General features: G+C 53.7%; 22 protein-coding genes. 1 reads left to right on the top strand and 21 read right to left on the bottom strand.

Features of this window, described 5'->3' with window-relative positions; translation table 11 throughout:
• Nucleotides 1-97: 97 nt before the first annotated feature.
• The 4 genes from BN3795_RS13845 to BN3795_RS13830 form a co-directional block, all read right to left on the bottom strand.
• Nucleotides 98-2,638 (bottom strand): ABC transporter permease, encoded by a 2,541-nt coding sequence (locus tag BN3795_RS13845; protein WP_068785213.1) that lies wholly within the window; start codon nucleotides 2,636-2,638, stop codon nucleotides 98-100.
• Nucleotides 2,635-3,318 (bottom strand): ABC transporter ATP-binding protein, encoded by a 684-nt coding sequence (locus tag BN3795_RS13840; protein ID WP_068785212.1) that lies wholly within the window; start codon nucleotides 3,316-3,318, stop codon nucleotides 2,635-2,637. Before BN3795_RS13840 ends, BN3795_RS13845 begins: the two co-directional genes overlap by 4 nt.
• 82 nt (nucleotides 3,319-3,400) lie before the next feature.
• Entirely contained in the window at nucleotides 3,401-4,342 is a 942-nt protein-coding gene (locus tag BN3795_RS13835) for a sensor histidine kinase (protein ID WP_232729925.1), read from the bottom strand.
• A 34-nt stretch (nucleotides 4,343-4,376) separates the two neighbouring features.
• Nucleotides 4,377-5,063 (bottom strand): response regulator transcription factor, encoded by a 687-nt coding sequence (locus tag BN3795_RS13830; RefSeq protein WP_068785210.1) that lies wholly within the window; start codon nucleotides 5,061-5,063, stop codon nucleotides 4,377-4,379.
• 249 nt (nucleotides 5,064-5,312) lie between these two features.
• Between BN3795_RS13830 and tlp the strand changes: the two genes are divergently transcribed.
• Nucleotides 5,313-5,540, top strand: a complete 228-nt coding sequence (gene tlp / locus BN3795_RS13825) for a small acid-soluble spore protein Tlp (protein ID WP_068785405.1) — start codon at nucleotides 5,313-5,315, stop codon at nucleotides 5,538-5,540.
• Nucleotides 5,541-5,608: 68 nt separating this feature from the next.
• Here the strand turns inward: tlp and BN3795_RS13820 are convergent, their stop codons facing one another.
• The 17 genes from BN3795_RS13820 to spoIIM form a co-directional block, all read right to left on the bottom strand.
• Nucleotides 5,609-6,046: a peptidylprolyl isomerase gene (locus tag BN3795_RS13820; protein WP_068785404.1), complete on the bottom strand. Its 438-nt coding sequence runs from the start codon at nucleotides 6,044-6,046 to the stop codon at nucleotides 5,609-5,611.
• A gap of 140 nt (nucleotides 6,047-6,186) precedes the next feature.
• On the bottom strand, nucleotides 6,187-7,515 hold the full coding sequence (gene lysA, locus BN3795_RS13815; RefSeq protein ID WP_068785209.1) for a diaminopimelate decarboxylase: 1,329 nt from the start codon (nucleotides 7,513-7,515) through the stop codon (nucleotides 6,187-6,189).
• Nucleotides 7,516-7,626: 111 nt separating this feature from the next.
• The gene (locus BN3795_RS13810) at nucleotides 7,627-9,237 is read right to left on the bottom strand and encodes a spore germination protein (protein WP_068785403.1); all 1,611 of its coding nucleotides are present in this window, start codon (nucleotides 9,235-9,237) and stop codon (nucleotides 7,627-7,629) included.
• 62 nt (nucleotides 9,238-9,299) lie between these two features.
• Complete coding sequence (locus BN3795_RS13805; RefSeq protein ID WP_068785208.1) at nucleotides 9,300-9,725, bottom strand: stage V sporulation protein AB; 426 nt, start codon at nucleotides 9,723-9,725, stop codon at nucleotides 9,300-9,302.
• The gene (locus tag BN3795_RS13800) at nucleotides 9,722-10,363 is read right to left on the bottom strand and encodes a stage V sporulation protein AA (protein ID WP_068785207.1); all 642 of its coding nucleotides are present in this window, start codon (nucleotides 10,361-10,363) and stop codon (nucleotides 9,722-9,724) included. The genes BN3795_RS13805 and BN3795_RS13800 overlap by 4 nt, the downstream gene beginning before the upstream one ends.
• Before the next feature lie 152 nt (nucleotides 10,364-10,515).
• Nucleotides 10,516-11,223 carry a purine-nucleoside phosphorylase gene (deoD, locus tag BN3795_RS13795; protein WP_068785206.1) on the bottom strand — a complete coding sequence of 236 codons (708 nt, stop codon included), beginning with the start codon at nucleotides 11,221-11,223 and terminating at the stop codon, nucleotides 10,516-10,518.
• A 180-nt stretch (nucleotides 11,224-11,403) separates the two neighbouring features.
• The gene (gene sigF / locus BN3795_RS13790) at nucleotides 11,404-12,159 is read right to left on the bottom strand and encodes an RNA polymerase sporulation sigma factor SigF (protein ID WP_068785205.1); all 756 of its coding nucleotides are present in this window, start codon (nucleotides 12,157-12,159) and stop codon (nucleotides 11,404-11,406) included.
• An 11-nt stretch (nucleotides 12,160-12,170) separates the two neighbouring features.
• On the bottom strand, nucleotides 12,171-12,599 hold the full coding sequence (spoIIAB, locus tag BN3795_RS13785) for an anti-sigma F factor (RefSeq protein WP_068785402.1): 429 nt from the start codon (nucleotides 12,597-12,599) through the stop codon (nucleotides 12,171-12,173).
• 29 nt (nucleotides 12,600-12,628) lie between these two features.
• A complete protein-coding gene (spoIIAA, locus tag BN3795_RS13780) occupies nucleotides 12,629-12,982 on the bottom strand; it encodes an anti-sigma F factor antagonist (RefSeq protein ID WP_068785204.1) in 354 nt (117 codons plus the stop codon).
• Nucleotides 12,983-13,071: 89 nt separating this feature from the next.
• Nucleotides 13,072-14,262 (bottom strand): D-alanyl-D-alanine carboxypeptidase family protein, encoded by a 1,191-nt coding sequence (locus BN3795_RS13775; RefSeq protein WP_068785203.1) that lies wholly within the window; start codon nucleotides 14,260-14,262, stop codon nucleotides 13,072-13,074.
• A gap of 404 nt (nucleotides 14,263-14,666) precedes the next feature.
• On the bottom strand, nucleotides 14,667-15,998 hold the full coding sequence (locus BN3795_RS13770; RefSeq protein ID WP_068785202.1) for a pyrimidine-nucleoside phosphorylase: 1,332 nt from the start codon (nucleotides 15,996-15,998) through the stop codon (nucleotides 14,667-14,669).
• A gap of 19 nt (nucleotides 15,999-16,017) precedes the next feature.
• Nucleotides 16,018-16,854: a purine-nucleoside phosphorylase gene (locus tag BN3795_RS13765; protein WP_068785201.1), complete on the bottom strand. Its 837-nt coding sequence runs from the start codon at nucleotides 16,852-16,854 to the stop codon at nucleotides 16,018-16,020.
• 53 nt (nucleotides 16,855-16,907) lie between these two features.
• Nucleotides 16,908-18,095: a phosphopentomutase gene (gene deoB, locus BN3795_RS13760; RefSeq protein WP_068785200.1), complete on the bottom strand. Its 1,188-nt coding sequence runs from the start codon at nucleotides 18,093-18,095 to the stop codon at nucleotides 16,908-16,910.
• Between the two features lie 33 nt (nucleotides 18,096-18,128).
• Nucleotides 18,129-19,100: a site-specific tyrosine recombinase XerD gene (gene xerD, locus BN3795_RS13755; protein ID WP_068785199.1), complete on the bottom strand. Its 972-nt coding sequence runs from the start codon at nucleotides 19,098-19,100 to the stop codon at nucleotides 18,129-18,131.
• 106 nt (nucleotides 19,101-19,206) lie between these two features.
• A complete protein-coding gene (locus BN3795_RS13750; RefSeq protein WP_068785198.1) occupies nucleotides 19,207-19,443 on the bottom strand; it encodes a DUF4227 family protein in 237 nt (78 codons plus the stop codon).
• A gap of 187 nt (nucleotides 19,444-19,630) precedes the next feature.
• Nucleotides 19,631-20,104 (bottom strand): ferric iron uptake transcriptional regulator, encoded by a 474-nt coding sequence (gene fur, locus BN3795_RS13745; protein ID WP_068785197.1) that lies wholly within the window; start codon nucleotides 20,102-20,104, stop codon nucleotides 19,631-19,633.
• 175 nt (nucleotides 20,105-20,279) lie between these two features.
• A complete protein-coding gene (spoIIM, locus tag BN3795_RS13740) occupies nucleotides 20,280-20,906 on the bottom strand; it encodes a stage II sporulation protein M (protein WP_198524707.1) in 627 nt (208 codons plus the stop codon).
• Nucleotides 20,907-20,929 lie beyond the last annotated feature (23 nt).

Raw genomic sequence — 20,929 nt, 5'->3', positions numbered from 1 at the left:
CCACCAAAATCCTACCACGATCCGACCAATCCTGTCACAGGCTCTGCGGTAATGTTACCACCACAAAATGAAAAATGCAAGGACTCCCGCCGCTAATTTAAGTCATATCATCCCGAAGTGCGTCAATGATATTTTCTTTTCTGATCTTGTCCGTAGCGTACAGCATCGTAATGAAAACGACAAGGAATACACCCAGCACACTGACCATCATACTGCTCCACGGGAATGAAAAAGCGAAGTCATCCAGCTTTTCTGCGAACATCACCACTTTGTAAATCAGCCATGAAAGGATACCGGAGAGGGGCAGCCCCCAAAGCATCGTCCGCACTCCATAAAGGGCGCATTCAAAGCGCATCATCTTATTGAAATCAGGATCGGACATTCCAACGGAGCGGAGCATCGCAAGCTCACGCCGCCGCAGCCTGATGTTGGTAGAGATCGTATTAAACACATTGGCAACCGCGATCAACGAGAGCATGATGATAAAAACATAGGTGAATACATCGACCACAAAGATGATACTGCGGTATAAGTCAAGGGCCATGGACATATTGAACAAGCTATAGTCGGAGGTAAAGCCCGCTTCCTCGATCATCGACTGCATTTGCGCCATAGACTGTGCTGGATTTTCTGACCAGAAATTCAAGCCATACTTGGCAGGCACACCCAGTTCGTCAAACTGCGCTTTGATTTGCCATGGGGCAACTACCATAAAAAGGTAAGTAGGCATCGAATCCTTATCCTTGGGTAGTGTGTCCAACGGGTAGGAATCCACAAAAGTGGCGCGGATCGTTTTCGCTTGCTCCCCAGAGACAGAGGTAAGCGTGAAATCCATAGAACTGTTTGTAAAATAAGTAGTATGCTCGATTGTGTTCATCCCTACGATAAGAACCTTTGCGTCCTGTCCGGTATATTCCGCTGTCGGCAGGCCAAGGCGCTCGATAAAGTCGTAATAGATGTCATCCTCAATAAACTGAACATCCAACGGTAGTTCCAACGTTTTCTCTGTGTTTAGGTCACCTGCGGACTCCCGGTAGGCGTTCACAAAATCATTTGGAAGATCGCTTGTCATGCAAGAGTAGGTCAGATTCCCTTGATAGGTGCTTTTATAAACGCCGTCAGCGGTTTTGAGCTTGTCATATAGTTGGAAAAATCCGTTTTCCTCCATATTTTGTGTATAGAAAACGATGTCGCCGTCTGCTTCTACGGTGTTTTCTTTTGCAAGCTGTTTCAATGTGGTTCCAAAAGCACTTCCCGATACAAACAGTACGAAGCTTAAAGTAAGAGATAGCACAATACTGTGATAACGTTTTTTGTTTCTCTTAAAATTCTTTAGCGCAAGCGTTCCCTCCAAACCATAAATACGCTGCGCGAGTTTTGACGTTTTAACGGCTTTCGATTCGGTTTTGATCTCGTTGGTCTGACGGATACACTCCATCACGGGAGTGGCGACGGCTTTCTTGGCCGGAATATAGGCTGAGATCAGAATGGTGATCAAGCTGACCGCCGCCGCCGCAACCAGTGCGGGGGCAGACAGCGACAGGGTTAAGGGTACCGTGCTGCTGAGAATAGTGCTAAAATTACTTGCAACAATAGGAATAATCAATTCAATACTGCCTATGCCGACCAAAATACCAATCGGTATGCCGATTGCACCGATGCAAAGGCCTTCAAATAGCACCGAATTTCGCAGTTGCTTGGCAGTGGCCCCCACCGACATGAGAATACCAAACTGGTGTTTACGTTCGTTAAGCGAGATATTGAACGAGTTGTAAATCAGGAAAATCGAGCCTACCATGATGATGACAATCAAAATACCACCAACCGAATACAACAGGGTATTGAATAGTTTGTTTTCTGAGACCCCCATAAAGCGCAACACATCATCATTCAGAACATAGTCGCCCGTTCCGGCTACAGCGGATGTATAAGCTTTCACCTTGTACGGATTTTTTAATGTGACAAACAGGCTGAAATTGTCAGTCTGATCTGCTGCGTCTGCTCTGGTTATCAGGGTATATCCCGGCGCGGAATGTTCTTCAAATCCCGGTCGGTCGCAGATCCCCACAACCTTGTAGGTTTTCTCCGTCACAGGCACCAGCGTTTCCTTCCCAGCGCGATAAGAATCGTGCTGGGTGAGCGTTTCACCATTCGCCTCGCGGTTCCCGACCGCAAGGGTAAGGGTATCGCCCACCGAAATTTTAACGCCGGCCTTGGCTGCGATGTGAGACGGAACAAGAACTTCGCTGCTGTTTTTCGGTAGCCTGCCGGAAATCAAGCTGATGGGCAGGTTGTCGAAGGTTTCCTCATTGAACCCGGAAATAAAAAGATAGGGTTTTTCTGGGCTTTTCGCACCGTCAAGCATAGCATAGCCAATATTCTCATACCATGCGGTGTTTGCAACTTCTTTGTCGTTCACTTGTTCCTGCACGAAAGAGGAATCCACAGCCATAAACTCAACATGCCAGTCACCGTATTTCGCAATCGAACTGTTTGTCAGATAATTTAACAGAGAAGTGCCAAAGGTGGAGACAGCCGTAATCATCGCGGCGGACAATACCACTCCGATGATCGTGACAACCGTTCGGGTACGGCTTTTTTTCATACTTTGCAGGGTGACTTTGTTGAAAATGTTCATGGCCGCACCCGCTCATCCCTCACGACTTTGCCGTCTGATATGCCGATAATGCGGTCCGCTTGCAAGGCGATATTCTCGTCATGGGTCACGAGGAGAAGGGTCTGCCCATATTTTTGATTGCTTTCTTTCAACAGCTTGATGATTTCATGCCCATTCCGGCTGTCCAGGCTGCCCGTGGGTTCGTCAGCCAACATGACCGCCGGGGCGTTCATCAAAGCGCGTCCGATGGATACACGCTGTTGCTGGCCGCCCGAAAGCTGATTGGGCAAATGTGTTTTGCGGTCTTGCAGCCCAAGCAGTTCGAGCAAGTCATCAAGCCTCTCTTTATTGACCTTCCGCTTGTCCATCAGGATCGGCAAGGTGATGTTTTCCACCACATTCAGCGTAGGAATGAGGTTGTGAAACTGGTAAATCAGCCCAACTTGCCGCCTGCGGAAAACAGCAAGTTTTGTATTGCTTTGGGCATATACATCCTGCCCGTCCAAATATACCTTACCGCTTGTCGGCACGTCCACACCGCCGATGATGTGAAGCAATGTGGATTTGCCGGAGCCGGAGGAACCGATGATGGCGGTAAACTCCCCTTTTTCGATGGTAAGCGAAACATGGTCAAGCGCGGCAACTTGGTTTTCGCCCTTGCCATAGACCTTACATAGATTTTCAATTTTTAGGAGCTCCATGATGCAAGCCTCCCTTTCTCATGGTTACCCCTATCATAAAGCTTTCGACTTACATCTCTGTGACTTTCCGGTGAGAGATTCGTCACTTTGGAAAACGAATGGTAAAGATCGCGCCGCCCTGCGGGTGGTTTTTGGCGGTAATCGTCCCTCCTTGCCGGGTTATGATCATTTTGCAGAGAGCCAGTCCAATCCCGTATCCTGTTGCGTTTGCGCTTTTCCCGCGATAAAACCGATCAAATAAGCGGGGTAAATCTTCTTTTTCAAAACCCGCGCCGTTGTCGTGGATAACCATCTCGGCAAACAGGGGGTTGTCCGTGCAAACAATCTCAATCTTCCCGTGCTCGCCTGCGCTGTCCAGACAATTTTTCAGGATGTTTTGAATGGCTTCCGACAGCCACCCGGAATCGCCTTGAATCATCATCCCTTTCGGAACGTCGATTTGCAAATTAATATCGCGTAGTTCCATAGGGATGAGGAGCGGGCGAAGCGCGGTGCATACAAGAGCGTTTACCTCGATCCGCTCGCTTTGGAATACCACAATGCCCGCGTCCAAACGGGACAATTTCAAGAGGGAAGTAATCAGCCAATCCATATGTACAAACAATTCCTCTGTTTCCCGCACAAAGGCTTTTCGCTCGTTTTCATCAGGATGATTCGCTAATAAGGACAAAATGAGGTTCGCGGAGGTGAGCGGGGTGCGGAGTTGGTGGGCTATATCGGCCAACGAATCGGCAAGATGTTCTTTTTCTTTTTTCAGCGCGTCGTTTTGCTCCCGAATTCGCAACGTCATTTTTGTGATCTCGCTGTGCAGAATGGAAAGCTCACCCTCGTCCGACTCACCAATATACAGATGGTCAGCATTGTGAAGCACAAGGTTGATTTGATTTGAAATCCGCGCAATGCTATTGTATCTGGCTTTGGTAAACACGAAAAACGCCGTGCCAAAGGCGGCAGAAGAAGAGGCGGCAAGGATTCCCGTCGCCGTATTGATGGCAAATCCCAGCATTACGGCGGCGGCGGCCATGAAGGAGAACAGAATGGCAAACCGTCGAAACTCCCTATTCCGAAGCATACTCGCCCCCCAATCTATACCCTGTCCCGCGCACGGTCAGAATGATCTGCGGGTTTGACGGATCATTCTCGATCTTCTCCCGCAAACGTTTGATATACACGGTCAGTGTATTGTCATTGACAAACTCGCCTGCCGCGTCCCACAATTCGTCAAGCAGCCTCCCCCTCGTAATCATACTTTTGGGGTTGTTAATAAACACAAGCAACAAGCGGTATTCTAAGGCGGATAGAAAAACCTCGCTCCCGTTTTTTTTCACAACACCGCTTGCCGTATCGACATGAAGCCCGCAGATTTCAAAAGCCGACCGGAAGCGCCCGCTTTTTCGCAAGGCGGCGCCAATTCGCGCCATCAATTCACGCGGACGAAAAGGCTTGGTGATATAGTCGTCCGCACCCAGGTTCAGACCGGTAACCACACTCCCCTCGTCGCCGGAAGCCGTCAGAAAGATAACGGGAACATCCCCTGTTTCTTTGATATCCGTGCAAACCGTAAAGCCATTTCCGTCAGGCAAAGAAATATCAACGAGCGCTAAGTCGAATTTATTCCCGGCAAGTGCGACAAGGACTTCACTCCGCGTAGGAGCGTGGGTGACAGTAAATCCTTCCGAGCGGAGCAAAAGTATAAGGTTCTTAGCGATTGCCTTATCGTCCTCAACCAAAAATATCCGTGGCATTAGCCAGACCTCCGTTTCCTTAATCCAATCTTGTGAATCGTCTTGGATTGATTGCATAATACATCTGCATTTAACAGTTGTAAACCGTGCAATACGCCTTTTGCACCTGCCTTAACCTGTGACGCGCGGCTCCTTGCATTCCAATTCTGCACGCCTGCAGCAGATGTCCCTGTGCATAAAAACCTTCGCAAAGAGCCAATCTTAAAAGCGATATCGTAATGCAAATCTCTAGATTCAGGAGGAATGAACGTGGCTAAACCGGACAATCGCTCCGATAACGTGGATAAGCTGCAGCGGAGCATTCAGAACACCGTGGAGAATTTCCGCGAGGGAGAAGACTATCTCAGCGAGCATGCTGACGAAATCTCCGTCAAGGAGAAGAAGCAGATCGAGGAAAAGAACGACAAACGGCTGCATGCGATTAATGGTTTCCGTGAGGAAGTGAAGGACGAAGCCGCTCACCAGAGAAAATCGTAAAATCAACATAAGGGGTGCCCCGTGGCCAGACTGCATGGCCTGCGGGGCACCCCTTCGTTTCTAACGGATTAAGCTTCGTCCCAAACGGAAACTTCTTTCATTTTGTCGCCAGGACGGACATTGTCCACGTGTTCCATCCCCGAAGTCACTTTGCCGAACACGGTATGCACACCGTTCAAATGCGGCTGCGGCTCATACACGATGAAGAACTGGCTGCCGCCGGTATCTTTGCCGGCATGAGCCATCGATAGCACGCCACGCTCGTGTTTGGTAACATTCGTATCCGTCTCGCATTTGATCGTATAACCGGGACCGCCTGTGCCTGTTCCGTTCGGGCAGCCGCCTTGAGCTACGAACCCCGGGATCACGCGATGGAACGTAAGACCGTTATAGAATCCGGAATTCGCCAGCTTCTCGAAATTGGCGACCGTACCGGGAGCTTCTTCCGGCAGGAACTGAATTTCCACCTCGCCGCCTTTTTCCAATACAATTTTACCTTTTTTCATATTCGTACACACACCCTTCTTCTCTAACATCCTTGGACAAACCTCTTCTAGTTTACTAAAAAAAAAGAATTCAAGCAAAAAAGGCCGAGAGGACCGGATCATCCGGGCTCCCCTCAACCTCGTTTTCCCCTTTTCGCCGCTTACTTCAGCGAAGGCTGCTTGGCGATCCGCTCGGGGATCACGTCGCAGGCGACCAGATCCTGCAGCGACTCCCGCTTGACGACGAGATCGCTGTGGCCGTCTTGTACGAACACAACTGCAGGACGACGAAGCCGGTTATAGTTGCTGGCCATCGCGTAATTGTAAGCGCCGGTGCAGGCGACCGCGAGCAGATCGCCGCTGTTCACCTTAGGCAGATCGACGTCCCAAATCAGCATGTCCCCGCTCTCGCAGCATTTGCCGGCGATGGAAACCGTCTCTTCGTTCGCATCGTTCCCGCGGTTGGCGAGCATCGCCTCATATTTAGAGCCGTAAAGCGCCGGGCGCGGGTTGTCCGTCATGCCGCCATCCACAGCTACGTATTTGCGCACGCCAGGGATATCCTTGCTGGTACCCACCGTATAAAGCGTTGTGCCCGCATCCCCCACGATGCTGCGACCCGGTTCAACCCAAATCTCCGGAAGCTGCGGATAGCCGGCAAATTCCCGTTTAACGGCGTCCGTAATCGCGCCAACATAGTCGGAAACTTGCAGAGGCGTATCGCCTTCCGTATAACGGATCCCAAATCCTCCGCCCAGGTTGACGACTTTAAAGGTGACATCCAGTTTCTCCTTGACCTGCATCGCAAAAGCCGCAACCCGCTCAATCGCCATCTGGAAGCCTTCGACTTCAAAAATCTGCGATCCGATATGCGAGTGCACGCCAAGCAAATGGAGATTCAAGCTGCGGTTAGCCAATTCCACAGCATCCAGGGCGGAGCCGTTCCCGATATCAAACCCGAACTTCGAGTCGGTTTGACCGGTGGAAATATATTCATGCGTATGCGCCTCCACACCCGGTGTCACCCGAAGCAGAACGTTTACGGTAACCCCTTTCTCAGCGGCAAGCGCCTGCAGCATGTGCAGCTCCGTAAAATTGTCCGCGACGAAACAGCCGATCCCGGCGGAAATCGCCATTTCCAATTCATCCGGCGTCTTGTTGTTGCCATGAAAATGGATTCGCTGCGCGGGGAATCCCGCTTGAAGGGCCGTGAACAATTCACCCTCGGATACGACGTCCAGGGACAAGCCCTCCTCTTCGGCCAGCCGGCACATCGCCATGACGCAGAACGCCTTGCTGGCATAAGCGACCTGGAACGTCAGGCCCGATGCCCGAAAGGCATTCATATATTCACGGCATCTTTGCCGCACAAGGGCTTCATCTACGACATACAGCGGCGTTCCGTAGGTTTCCTTAAGCTCAACCGTATCGCAGCCGCCGATTTCGAGATGGCCTTTTGTATTAATTTTGCTGGTCCCGTGTAAATACATCTATGCAGTCCTCCACTTTCAAATTTTACACCAGTATAGCAAACAACCGGCAACCTGAAAAATGGATTTTTCGGAATAACATTTGTGTTATTTGTTAAACAAGCCTAAATATCACCGTTTACCCGGCATTCGCGTGTTGTCCCGAGGCCGGTTGGAGGACGGTCTTTGCTTGGAAGTCATCACCGGAACACGGAACAACACCCCTGCCATCGCCTTTGCATTAAAAGGTATAAATGGCCACAAGTAAGAGGAGTTATTCGAGCGGCGCAAAGTCAGCAGCACGATAAACGCCGTGACCCCGATCACGAATCCGGGGGCACCGAAAATTGCTACCGCCAGCAGCAAGGCCAGCCGCACAACGCGATTGGCAAGACCCAGCTCATAACTCGGCGTCGCAAACATCCCGATCGCGGCAACCGCCATATACAGAACAACCTCATTGACGAACAGCCCCGTCTTGACGGCAATATCGCCGATCAGGATCGCAGCGATCAAACCCATTGCCGACGCAAGCGGTGTGGGCGTATGTACGGCTGCCATCCGCATTAGGTCAACGCCGAATTCGACCAGCAGGAACTGGGCAATCAGCGGGATTCTGGCCTGCTCCTGGGGCCCGATGAAGGCGAGTCCCGCCGGTTTGAGCTCCGGATGGATCACGACCAGCAGCCAGATCGGCAGCAGGAACAGCGAGGCGAATATGCCGAAGAAGCGAACCCAGCGCAGATACGTGCCCATAAACGGGGTCTGCCGGTTCTCCTCCGCATGCTGGCACAGATCGAAGAAGGTAGTCGGCAGGATCATCACGCTCGGCGAGGTATCCACGAATACGACGACCCGGCCTTCCAGCAGATGCGACGCGACGACATCCGGACGTTCCGAATATCGTACGAGCGGATAAGGATTCCACCCCCTATGAATGATCGCCTCCTCCAACTGCTTATCCGCCAAGGGGATGCCGTCGATGTTGACCGCTTTGATTTTTTCGCGAATGGAGTCAACCTGGGTCTTATCCACGATATCGTCGATGTAGGCGATACACACATCCGTGCGGGTCCGCCGGCCCACGCTGACCATCTCCAGTTTAAGTCCCGGATCACGCAATCTCCGGCGAACCAAGGTAATGTTGGTCACCAGCGTCTCTGTGAACCCGTCCCGGGCTCCGCGTACGACCCGCTCCAGCGACGGCTCCTCCGGGCTTCGCACCGGATATTGCCGGGTATCCATTAGCAGCGCGGTCTCTTCCCCCTCGATAAACAACGCGCTCATGCCGGTCAACGTTTTGTTGATGGCATCGCTCAGCTTCTCTGTTTTCTCCACTTGAATATGAGGAATATAGAGTTCAAAAAAGGATCGAAGTGCTCCAGTCGTCAAATTTTCCGGGGTCAAGTAGGTCAACCGTTTAATGATTTCCTGCATCACGTCGGTCCGGGCAAACCCGTTGATAAAGAAGAGACAAGTGCGTTTGCCTCCGAAAGTCATATCGCGGAACACAACGTCAAAGCTTTCCCCCAGGCCAACGACTTCCTTCAGCGTATGTTTCGTAGTCGTCAGGCTGCGGCTGATCGCATCGCTTTGCTGCCAATAGATGACCGACTCCTCGACATTATCGGATCTCTCGGCTTCGCGTTTCCGTTTGATCGCCTCGTCTTCCGGATAGTTCTCCTGGAGATAATTCTCCTCTTCCTCGGGGACGAAGTCCGGGACCGCCTGGGGACGATCCATCTCGTCCTGCTTCGTGTCTTGTGTATCCTGCTCCATTCAGCGTCAACCTCCGTTTCTTGATTTCACGGTCTGTAAATAAACCATTCGAACAGGGAACCCGCCATTTTGCCAAACACCATCGCGAGCAAGAAGCCAAACAGATATCGCTGCATATGCAACCGCTTGGCCAAAATCGGCAGGACGTTCAGCACCTCGGTCAAAGCGGCTGCCAGCATGCCGACAAAAATGCCGTTAAATAAGCCGACAACTCCCGTCACGAACCCAGGTCCCGCAATCCGCCAATTCCAGAAGTCCGCCACCGTACCCACCACCGCTCCGGTGATCATCGCCCCTTCATACCAATGCACCTTGTCGTAAGAATTCGTCACCTGGGCCAGGCGCGGGATCATGTCCAGCACAATAAATAAAGCGATCACGCCCCCGCCCACGGCGATGCCGCCGGCCAAGCCCAGGAAGAGGGTCACCCCCGCAGCGATAGGCGATATCATGTTCGCTTCGCTGCGGATTCCGCGCGGTGCATTTTCTTGTACTCCTCGGCCACGACATACTGGTTAAGGTTCTCCTGGTAGAGGAACATTTCGACTTCCAGCGGGGTAGGTTCCTCATTCCACTTCTTCCTGAACAAATGATTGAAGAAGACGATCATCCCGAATCCGATGCCCACAGAATAAGCGCCTTGAAACAGATAGGGGTGCTCGTCCCGTTCACCCGTAATCATCTCCACGATCCGCACCTGTACTTCCGGCATGCTGACATCGGCATGGAAGTTCATGATGGTCAAGGCCGCCCCGAAGAAGAGCAGCAGCCATACCAAGGCAAACAGCAACAGGGACGGCTTCTTCTCCGGTTTCACCATCTCCACCAGCACATGAGGTTCGCCGAGCAATTCGACGCGCAGCCCGGGATAACGGGTTTGGATGGCGGAGATGACCTGGAGCATATCAATCACGATCAAATTCCCGTCGCGCTGCTCCGGACGCACCAGCACCAGCTCCAACAGCTGGGTCTCCAGTTCCGGCTCCGCCAGCACGCGAGCCACGTCCCGCAGCCGGATCGGCGCCCCGGCGGGCAGCCCAACCTGCTTGCGCAGACGCAAATAGACGATGGACGCAGCGTCCTTATCCATGCTGACCACCCTTCCACAAGCGTATTGCCCATAGTATGCCAAGCGAGGGGGGGCTTTACTCCCCATGATTATTTTGCGGCCGCAAAAAAAGCATGGGGAGATGCCAATGCATCGATCCCCATGCTTGATTCTTCGGTTGGACTGCTCCGGGTTTACAGCGATACGGCCGTATCCAGCGCCACTTCCATCATTTGTTTAAACGTCGTTTGCCGCTCCTCTGCGGTCGTCTCCTCGCCGGTCAGCAGGTGATCGCTAACGGTCAAGATCGTCAGCGCCTTGGCACCGTATTTGGCAGCGAGCGTATACAGTGCCGTCGTTTCCATCTCTACCCCCAGCACGCCGTATTTCATCAGCAGCGAAGTGACGCTCGTATCGTCGCGGTAGAACATGTCCGAGCTGAAAATATTGCCGACATGCAGCTTCAGCCCCTTTTCCACCCCGCGCTCGTAGGCCGCCTTCAGCAAGTCAAAGCTCGCGATCGGCGCAAAATCGTACCCGCTGAAGACATGGCGGTTCATGCTGGAATCGGTGCAGGAAGCCTGGGCCAAGATCACGTCGCGCACGTGGACATGCTGCTGCATGCCGCCGCAGGTGCCAACGCGAATTAGGTTTTTGACACCGTATTCCTTCATCAGCTCATTAACATAAATCGAGATCGACGGAATCCCCATGCCGGTCCCTTGTACGGAAATACGTTTTCCTTGATAGGTGCCGGTGAACCCCAGCATCCCGCGCACTTCGTTATAACAGATGACATCGCTCAAATAGGTGTCCGCGATAAATTTAGCCCGGAGGGGGTCCCCCGGCAGCAGGATCGTTTCGGCGATTTCTCCCGGTTTCGCTGCGATATGTACACTCATGTTCCTGGTATCTCCCTTGCTCACAATTTTGGAATAACTGCCACTCCCCTATTATATAGGATGCGACAATCAACGTATATGGATTCACATCGCGCCCAAATTTCGCCTATGCAAAAAGCCCTTCGGAAGCGAGTGCGCCTATGGAAGGCCACCGCTGCCCGAAGGGAGGTACGGGTCAGGTCATTGCGCGATCTGGTCGCGAATGCTCTGCAATATTTTCTTCTCCAGCCGGGAGACCTGAACCTGGGAGATGCCCAGCCGGGTCGCGACTTCCGACTGGGTCTGGTCGCGGTAATACCTCAAGTACACGATCAACCGCTCCCGGTCGGTTAAGCCGTCAATCGCCTCGTGCAACGCCAGCTTGTCGAACCAACGCTCCTGGGATTCATCGGCGATTTGATCCATCAGTGTGATCGGGTCGCCGTCATTCTCAAACACAGTTTCGTGAATGGACGCCGGCGGCTTGTTAGCTTCCTGAGCAAACACAACGTCCTCGGGCGTAACCCCCAGTTCGTCGGCGACTTCCTTGACCGTCGGAAGCCGGCCCAACAGCTTGGACAATTCATCCTTCTTCTTACGAACCTTGTTCGCCATTTCTTTCAACGAACGGCTGACCTTCAGCGTCCCGTCGTCGCGCAGGAAACGCTGGATTTCCCCGATGATCATCGGCACCGCATACGTAGAAAACTTCACATCATAGCTGAGATCAAACTTATCCACCGACTTGAGCAGGCCGATACAGCCGATTTGAAACAAATCCTCGGGTTCGTATCCCCGATTCATAAACCGCTGCACGACGGACCAAACAAGCCGAATGTTGCAGTTCACCAGCCGGTCTCTGGCAGCGTTGTCCCCGGATTGACTCAGGGCGATCAACCGTTTCACTTCCGTGTCGTCCAAAAACTCTCTCGAGATTTGCTTCACTTCGGCATCCATAGATCCAACCCCTAATTGTATAAAGCTTTCTTGGATACAATCCTCTTCTTCATCCGAATGCGCGTACCTCCGCCCATCTCGCTGGTCACATCGAATTCGTCCATGAAATTCTCCATGATCGTAAAGCCCATGCCGGAGCGTTCCAGCTCGGGCTTCGATGTATATAGCGGCTGCTTCGCCAGCTCCACATCCTCGATCCCCCGGCCTTGATCCTCAATAATCAAAGTCACGGTGTCGCCCTCAATCGCAGCGGAGATGGATACAACCCCTTCCGGGTTCCCGTCATATCCATGGATAATGGAATTCGTGACCGCCTCGGACACGACCGTCTTCAAATCGGTGATCTCATCCATCGTCGGATCCAGCTGCGAAACGAAGGCAGCAACGGTCACCCGGGCAAACGATTCGTTTTCAGACTTCGCGGCGAACTGAAGCGACATAAAATTTCCGGTTTGATTCGCGTTGGTATTCACAGAGCCACCTCCAGATCGGTCAACGCCATATCCTCGTTTTCGAAGATGGACATGATCTTAAACAATCCCGACATTTCCAGCAGCCGGTATACCGGCGGGTTAACGTCGCATACGACCATCTTCCCGCCCTTGTGCTTGATCAGCTTATATCTTCCGAGGATCACACCGATGCCGGAGCTATCCATAAACTGCAGCGACTTTAGGCTTAATACGAGATTGCGGCAGTTTCCGCGGGCGATCTCCTCATCCATCCGCATACGGACATCGTCCGACGTATGATGATCCAATTCCCCGCTCAAGCGTACGATTAACGTCTCGCGGTGTTTTTCCATTTCCACATGCAAATTCACGTCTGTTCACTCTCCTCCCTGACATGAACACAACAATTCTACGATCCCGGGCCCGATTCCTGCCGACTGACAAAACTAGAAGAAAAGCCCTATGAATCTACAAAAAACAAGTGTGCCGCCGTTCGTTTGAATAACGTCCACCAGCCGGCTTTATCGATATCGTGTGGCGCGGTGAGCTCATATTCAGTCAACACCCGGCCATCCTGATAAACCACCAGCTTGCCGATGGATTGGCCCGCTTTGATCGGGGCAGCCAACTTGTCCGGTGCGATCAGCTTGTGCGTAATGCTATCTTGTTTCACGCCTTTCTTCACCAGTACGCTCAGCGGTTTCGCAGCGGCCAGCTCCAGTTGGGCGCTCATCCCCTTCTGCACCTTCACCTTGCCGATCGTTTCCCCCGCTTGATAAATCGGCAGCAAAGCGTATTGCGAGAAGGCATAGTCGAACATGGCCGATATTTCGCTGTTCCGCGTTTTCGTGTTGGGCTCACCCAGCACCACAGCGATCAGCCGCAGTCCGTCGCGTTTCGCGGTGGCGGCCAGGCAGAACTTCGCTTCCGACGTATAGCCGGTCTTCAGCCCATCCGCCCCGCTGTAGAAGCGAACCAGCTTATTCGTATTGACGAGCCAGAACGGCTTCTCCGTTCCCTGCCGCAAGTAATCCTGATAAGCGCCGGTATATTTCGTGATCCCTTCATGCTTGAGCAGCTCCCGGCTCATCATGGCAATATCATGCGCGGAGCTGTAGTGATCCGCCACCGGAAGGCCGTTGCAGTTAGCAAAATGTGTGTCCTTCAGTCCCAGCTCCTGCGCCCGCGCGTTCATCATTTTGACGAACGCTTTTTCAGAGCCTGCGATTTTCTCGGCAAGGGCCACGGAGGCATCGTTCCCCGAAGCCATAGCCACCCCCTTCAGCAGCTCATCAACCGTCATCGTTTCGCCCGGCTCCAGAAAGATCTGCGATCCGCCCATGGAAGCGGCATATTCACTGGCTGTCACCTTGTCGGTCAGCTTGAGCGAGCCCTTATCGATCGCTTCCATGGTCAGCAACATCGTCATAATTTTGGTGATGCTGGCCGGAGGCAGCTTCTCGTGACTCTTCTTCTCGTAAATGACCGTCCCGGTATCGGCATCAAGCAATACAGCGGACAGCGCATTTTCCGCCAACGTGATTTCATCATCCCCGACATGCGGTCCGCCATGCTCCGCGCTGGTGTAGGTCGGCCAAACCGACACAGCCAGAACGATCGCGGCAAACCAGATCAACACCCGTCTTTTCAAGATTCGTCCTCCTTTGGACATCAGTCTGGATTCTGCTAACCTAGTATCGGCATGAAAGTGGGATAATATTCCTGAACAAAAAGAAAAAACGCCTTTCGGCGTTTGGGTTCGTGGTTTGGTTGCCACATCATTTTGAATAAGGGAAGATTTGGGCCTTATTTTGACGTAACGGGGGATCGCGGCGATCATAGAGGAATCCTCTTCCTTTATTCTTCGAAATGGGCGCATAACCAAGCTAGTTATCCCCTCTACGGCCCCAAATAGGAACAAATAATTCCTCTATTTAGCGGCGAACTCCTTGTTCAGCGAAAATAAGGCCCTAAATGACCGCTATTTCATGCGATCCCGCCTCCCGTTACCGTTTCCGGCCGGGTGTCCGCAGCCGGGGTCTCACGCGCACAAGCTCAGAACCGCTTGACGCCATCCGGCGTCACCAGCGCGAAGACCAGCGGCCGTCTCGGCACCTTGGTCCCGGAAATGCCGTAGGCGTTCAGGATGCGCCGTTCCGCCTCCGCGCGGCCCGCTTCATGGCTGCGGTTCAAATGCAGCACGGCCAGCGTTTCGCCAACCTCGACCGGGTCGCCGATTTTCTTGCGCAGGTCCACGCCGGCTGCCAGGTCGATGACGGATTCCTTCGTTTCCCGTCCAGCGCCCAGCATCATGGCGGCAATGCCGATCTCTTCGGCCTGAATCGATTCGACGAAACCGCCGGCTGCCGCCTTCACGTCCACCTTCAGCTCCGCGGTAGGCAGGAGCTCCGGATGGTCGATCTGCTCCGTATTTCCGCCTTGGGCGGCTACCATTTGCTTCAGCTTCTCCAAAGCTTCGCCGCTGTCGAGCTGCGCGGTCAGCAGGGCATGCGCTTCCTCTTCGTTCTCCGCCTTGCCGCCAAGAATCAGCATGTGCGAGGCCAGGATCAGGCAGACCTCCTCGAGGTCAGCCGGACCTTCGCCCCGCAGCGTTGCGACGGCTTCTTTGATCTCCAGCGCGTTGCCGATCGCGTGACCCAACGGCTGGTCCATGTCGCTGATCACGGCGACCGTGCGGCGGCCGACCTGGGTGCCGATATCGACCATCGCCTTGGCCAGGCGGATCGAGTCCTCCAGCGTCTTCATGAACGCGCCGCTGCCGGTCTTCACATCCAGCACGATGGCGTCCGCGCCGGCGGCGATTTTCTTGCTCATGACGCTGCTGGCGATCAGCGGGATGGAATCGACCGTGGCGGTCACATCGCGCAGCGAATATAGCTTCTTGTCGGCCGGCGTCATATTGCCGCTCTGCCCGACAACCGCCAGGCCGATTTCGTTCACCTGGCGGAAGAACTGCTCTTTCCCCAGCTCTACGGAGAATCCGGAGATCGCTTCCAGCTTGTCGATCGTCCCGCCGGTATGCCCCAGGCCCCGGCCCGACATCTTCGCTACCGGCACCCCCGCCGCCGCCACAAGAGGACCAAGTACGACGGTCGTTTTATCGCCCACTCCGCCGGTCGAATGTTTGTCGACCTTGATGCCGTGAATGGAGCCGAGGTCAATCGTATCCCCTGACGCAGCCATGGCCATCGTCAGATCGGCCGTTTCCCGGGCGCTCATCCCTTGATAAAAAACGGCCATCGCCCACGCCGACATTTGATAATCAGGGATCTGCCCTTCACTGTACCCTTTCACCAGGAAAGCAATTTCCTCGCTTGTCAGCTCCTGGCCGTCCCTTTTTTTACGGATCAGATCTACCGCTCTCATCGCTCCCTACCTCCGTTCCTTAGGCTTCGCCGATTTGCGGAATGATGGACAACACCAGGCTCAGAAACTTCTCGCGCACGCGCTCGGTCGTTTCCATGACCTCCTGGTGGGACAACGGCTGGTCTAAAATGCCGGAAGCCATATTGCTGATGCAGGAAATCCCCAGCACCTCAAGCCCCGCATGGCGGGCTACAATCGTCTCTGAGACGGTGGACATGCCCACCGCATCGGCGCCAAGCATCCGCAACATGCGGATTTCTGCCGGCGTCTCATAGGTTGGGCCAAGCAAGCCGGCATAGACGCCTTCTTGGAGGGGAATCCCTCTCTCCCCAGCAATCTTCCGTGCGATTTCGCGCAGTCGACGGCTGTACGCCTGGGACATGTCCGGGAAGCGAGCCCCGAGCTCCTCGTCATTCGGACCGACCAAAGGATTTCTGCCGGTTAGGTTCAGATGGTCGGAAATCAGCATTAAATCCCCCGGCTCATAGGAGGTATTCACCCCGCCGGCGGCATTTGTGACGAGCAGCGTTGTGACGCCCAGCTCCTTCATGACCCGCACCGGAAATGCGGTCATTTCCGGCCCGTACCCTTCGTACATATGGAAACGGCCCTTCATCAGGACAACCGGCGTACCCTGCACCGTCCCGATCAGCAACTCACCGGTATGGCCTTCCACCGTCGACTGCGGAAAGAACGGGATATCGCCGTAAGCTATGCTGACCGGCTGCTCGATGTAATCGGCCAGAACGCCTAACCCGGAGCCCAGTATTAATCCTACCTTTGGCGCAAGCGCCGACCGGGAACGGATATATTCCGCCGCCTCCCGGATCATGCCAGTGGTCAATGTAGTCGTCATATCGAAATCCTCCAAATCATAAATAAAAGCTCGCTCTTCTTGAACTCCCTCTCTTAGACCAGCTCGGACAAAAAGCTCTTGCCGTGCTCGGTGGCATGCACCCGGAAATTGTCGGCGATCGTCGCCGCCAAATCGGCATACGTGGCTCTGACGCCCAGGCTGCCCGGCTTGTTCAGGCTTGGCCCGTAGACGAGCAACGGCACGTATTCGCGCGTATGGTCTGTTCCCGCGTGAATCGGATCGTTGCCGTGGTCGGCGGTAATGATCAGCAGATCGTTCTCCCCTACATTCTTCAGCAAATCAGGCAGCGCTGCGTCAAATTCCTCCAGAGCACGGGCATAACCTTGCGGGTCGCGGCGGTGTCCGTACAGCGAGTCGAAATCGACAAGATTCGTAAACAGCATGCCGGAGAAATCCTGGCCAATCCGCTGCAGCGTTTCCTCAATCCCGTGCTGGTTGCTCTTCGTCGGATACGAGGCAGTAATCCCTTCCCCGGAGAAAATATCGCCGATTTTCCCGATGGCCACAACTTCCTTGCCGGCATTCTTCAGCGCGTTCAGCACCGTTGGTTCCGGCGGCTTCACCGCGTAATCGTGGCGGTTCGGCGTGCGCTGGAAGTTGCCCGGCTGACCGACGAACGGACGGGCAATCACGCGCCCGACGGAATGCTCCGGCTCAAGCGTTAGCCGGCGAGCGATTTCGCAAGCCCGGTAAAGTTCCGGCAGCGGGATAATCTCTTCATGAGCGGCGATTTGGAACACGCTGTCCGCCGAGGTGTATACGATCCATTTGCCGGTTTTCATATGCTCTTCCCCAAGCTCCACCAGAATCTCCGTACCCGAGGCCGGCTTGTTGCCGATGATTTTACGGCCGGTTTCCTGCTCGAAGCGGGCGATCAAATCGCGCGGAAAGCCGTTCGGATACGTCTGGAATGGCGTTTCGATCTTCAGCCCCATGAGCTCCCAGTGGCCGGTCATCGTATCCTTGCCTGAGGAGATCTCGGCCATCTTGCCGAAGTACGCCGCCGGCTCGTCCACCGGGCTTAAGTTCGGCAGCTCCGCGATATTGCCCAATCCCAATTTCTGCAAATTCGGCAACTTTGTACCCGGTACAGTTTGTAAAATATGCCCCAGCGTATGCGCACCCTCGTCGCCGAATTTTTTGGCGTCCGGCAGCTCGCCGATCCCCACGCTGTCGAGGACGATGACGGTCATTTTTCTAAAACGATTTCCGTTTTGCATCTTCTATCACTCCTTTAATCTATGCAGCTATAGTTATCCCTTGCCTGCAGGGAAAACATTCTGCCTGTCCTTCGGTATGGCTTCCTCCGCGGCTTCCGAAGCATCCGGCTCCCGTTGAGCTCGCGGATGAAAGGCATCGTAAACCGTTTTGAGATTGGACCTGGAACGGTTGACGTACATTTGAATCGTTGAGGCATCGGAGTGTCCCAGCAGCTCCTGAACCGACCAGACGTCCGCACCCCGCTCCAAGAGATGAACGGCAAAGGAATGGCGCAGCGTATGCGGCGTGATATCGCTCGTAATCCCCGCCTCCTGGCCGTATTTCTTGATCAGCTTCCAGAAGCCTTGGCGGCTAATCCGCCCACCGCGGCTGTTCGGAAATAAAGCGAGCTGATCCGCTTCGACCGCCCCCAAATGGGGACGTCCTTCCCGCAAATACCGGTCCAACCATTCCGCCGTAACGCCGCCAAACGGAATGATCCGCTCTTTCCCCTGCTCGCCGGAGCAGCGGAGAAAACGGAGCTCCACATTGACATCATCCCTATTCAGCGAGATCAGCTCGGATACGCGGATCCCGGTCGCATAAAGCAGCTCCAGCATCGCTTTGTCCCGCAGCCCTAACGGCGTTTCGGGCTTGGGCGTGTCGAGCAGCCGTTCCGTCTCCTCGACGGTCAGCGTTTGCGGCGGTTTTTTGACTGCTTTCGGTACCTCCAGCATCACAAAGGGATCCTGGTCAACCCGCCGCTCTCTCAGCAGATACTGAAAAAAAGCACGAAGGGTCACGGATACACGCTGAATGGTTGCCGGAGCTTTACCGCCGTCTTTCAGGTAAGCAAAATAGAGTAGAATCCCCGCACGGGTCACCTGGCGATAATCGTCGATCTGCTTGTCCTGCAAATAATCGATGTACTGCTTCAGATCCCGCGCGTAAGATTCCCGAGTCGCATCGCTTAACCCCCGCCGCCCGGCCAAAAATGAAATAAAAGAGGCCGCATCCCGTTCCATGCGTTGCGCCTCCTTTCTAGGTTGTCGATAGCCTGTAAGTTACCTTTTCACCTTGTCTACTACTTCCACATCGTGTCGGGAATTCCCTGCTGCTCTTGGCGCCGGACTACTCTCCATACCAAAAAAACAGCTTGAGCCGATCCGCCATCGTCCCCATCTCCGCACTTCCCGAAACGCCTTCATGGAACACCTTCACCGCTGAGCCTTCGGGAACGCGGTACTTGTCCTCGCGGAACACATAATCGTCCAGAAATCCCAGCGCCTTATAAAAAGTATACGCAAGCGCGACGAATAGGATCAAATATTTCCCCGATCTCAGCCATTTACGAAGCGATATGACCATTTAGCCTCTTCCTCTCCCTCGTTCGTTCCGCGTCCGACACCCGCTTGGACGCTCTATGTAATCAGTATATAGAGAGGGGGCGGCGAGTATGCGCCAATAGGTTCAATCGGCAGGTAACCTCCGCTTTCCGCGCAGGGACGTAAAAAGCTCCCTACGGCAGGGCCGTAAAGAGCTCGGCTTAATGATCTTATTCCTTATTGCCATTTCCCGGCGAGTCGTTGTTCTTGTCCTTGCAGCGGTAACAAATGCCCTGGAAATCCAAGCGGTGATCGAGCACCGTAAAATTGAATTCCTTCTCCAAGCGTTCCTCTAAGGGTCCAAGCCAATCCTCGCGAATTTCATCCATTGCCCCGCATTGAACGCAGATCAAATGGTGGTGATGATGTTTGGTCGTATCGGTACGCAGGTCGTACCGGGCTACGCCGTCACCGAAATTGATCTTCTCCACGACATGAAGCTCGCTGAGCAATTCCAAAGTTCGATAGACCGTGGCCAGGCCGATTTCCGGCGCTTTCTCCTTGACGAGCATGAAAACATCTTCCGCACTGAGATGATCGTCTTCATTTTCGAGCAATACGCGTACCGTGGCTTCCCGCTGGGGCGTCAATTTGTAACCGTGGGATTGTAACTGCTGTTTGATTTTTTCGATCTTCGCTTCCATGTTATCCCTCCCCCAGCCCTTGCCGCACATCCAAAAAAAGTTCTATAACCACTTCTTTCATTATAGGGGGAGTTATTCAACAAAGTCAAACATTTTGGTATAGCAGGTTCATATATCACTTTAAAATCAGCGCTAATGGAACGGGTTATTCTCTGCGTGTTCAATTTTCAAAATATCAGGCAATCAGCGGCGTAACCCAGCTCATCATCACCGGGGTCACCCAGGTTTCAAATGAGGATACGGCGAGCAGCACCGCGGCCATAACCAATGTCAGCCCTGTATAGGAAAGGAACGGACGGGTGGCATGCCCCGTCCGGCTCATCAGCACGCGCGAGCGGATGATATTCAGAGAGAAGCCGACGGCCGCTACGCTGGCAATCAGCAGCGCCGGGATGACGATCAGATTGTGGGGAGCGACCGATACCAGGGCGAACAGCAGCCCTTTCCAGGTATATTGGCCAACCAGGCAGCCGACCGTGAAGCCGATCAGCACCCCTTTCAGGAAATCCAGGATCAGGATGCCCGGAAGCCCGATGACGGATAAACCCAGCAGCCAGATCAACCCCAGCCATTTCAGATGCAAGGCTGCCACATCCCAGAACGAATGCGGCTGGAACTCGGCTCCGCCCTCGTTAATCGACATAAAAAAGTCCCCTAAGTAACGGGAGATATCCTGCTGTTGCTCCAAAGTCAAAGCATTGACCATCAATGCGCCGAAAACGACGCCCATCAGAAACAGCACGGAAACAAAAACATAAAGCGGCGTTTGGTCTTTGAATGAATGGCGAATCGGTTGCAGCATCGAATTTGCCTCCTAGCTTGTTC

The organism is Paenibacillus phocaeensis (assembly GCF_900021165.1).
Classification (GTDB): domain Bacteria; phylum Bacillota; class Bacilli; order Paenibacillales; family Paenibacillaceae; genus Fontibacillus; species Fontibacillus phocaensis.
This window is presented reverse-complemented; position numbering and strand designations above follow the sequence as displayed.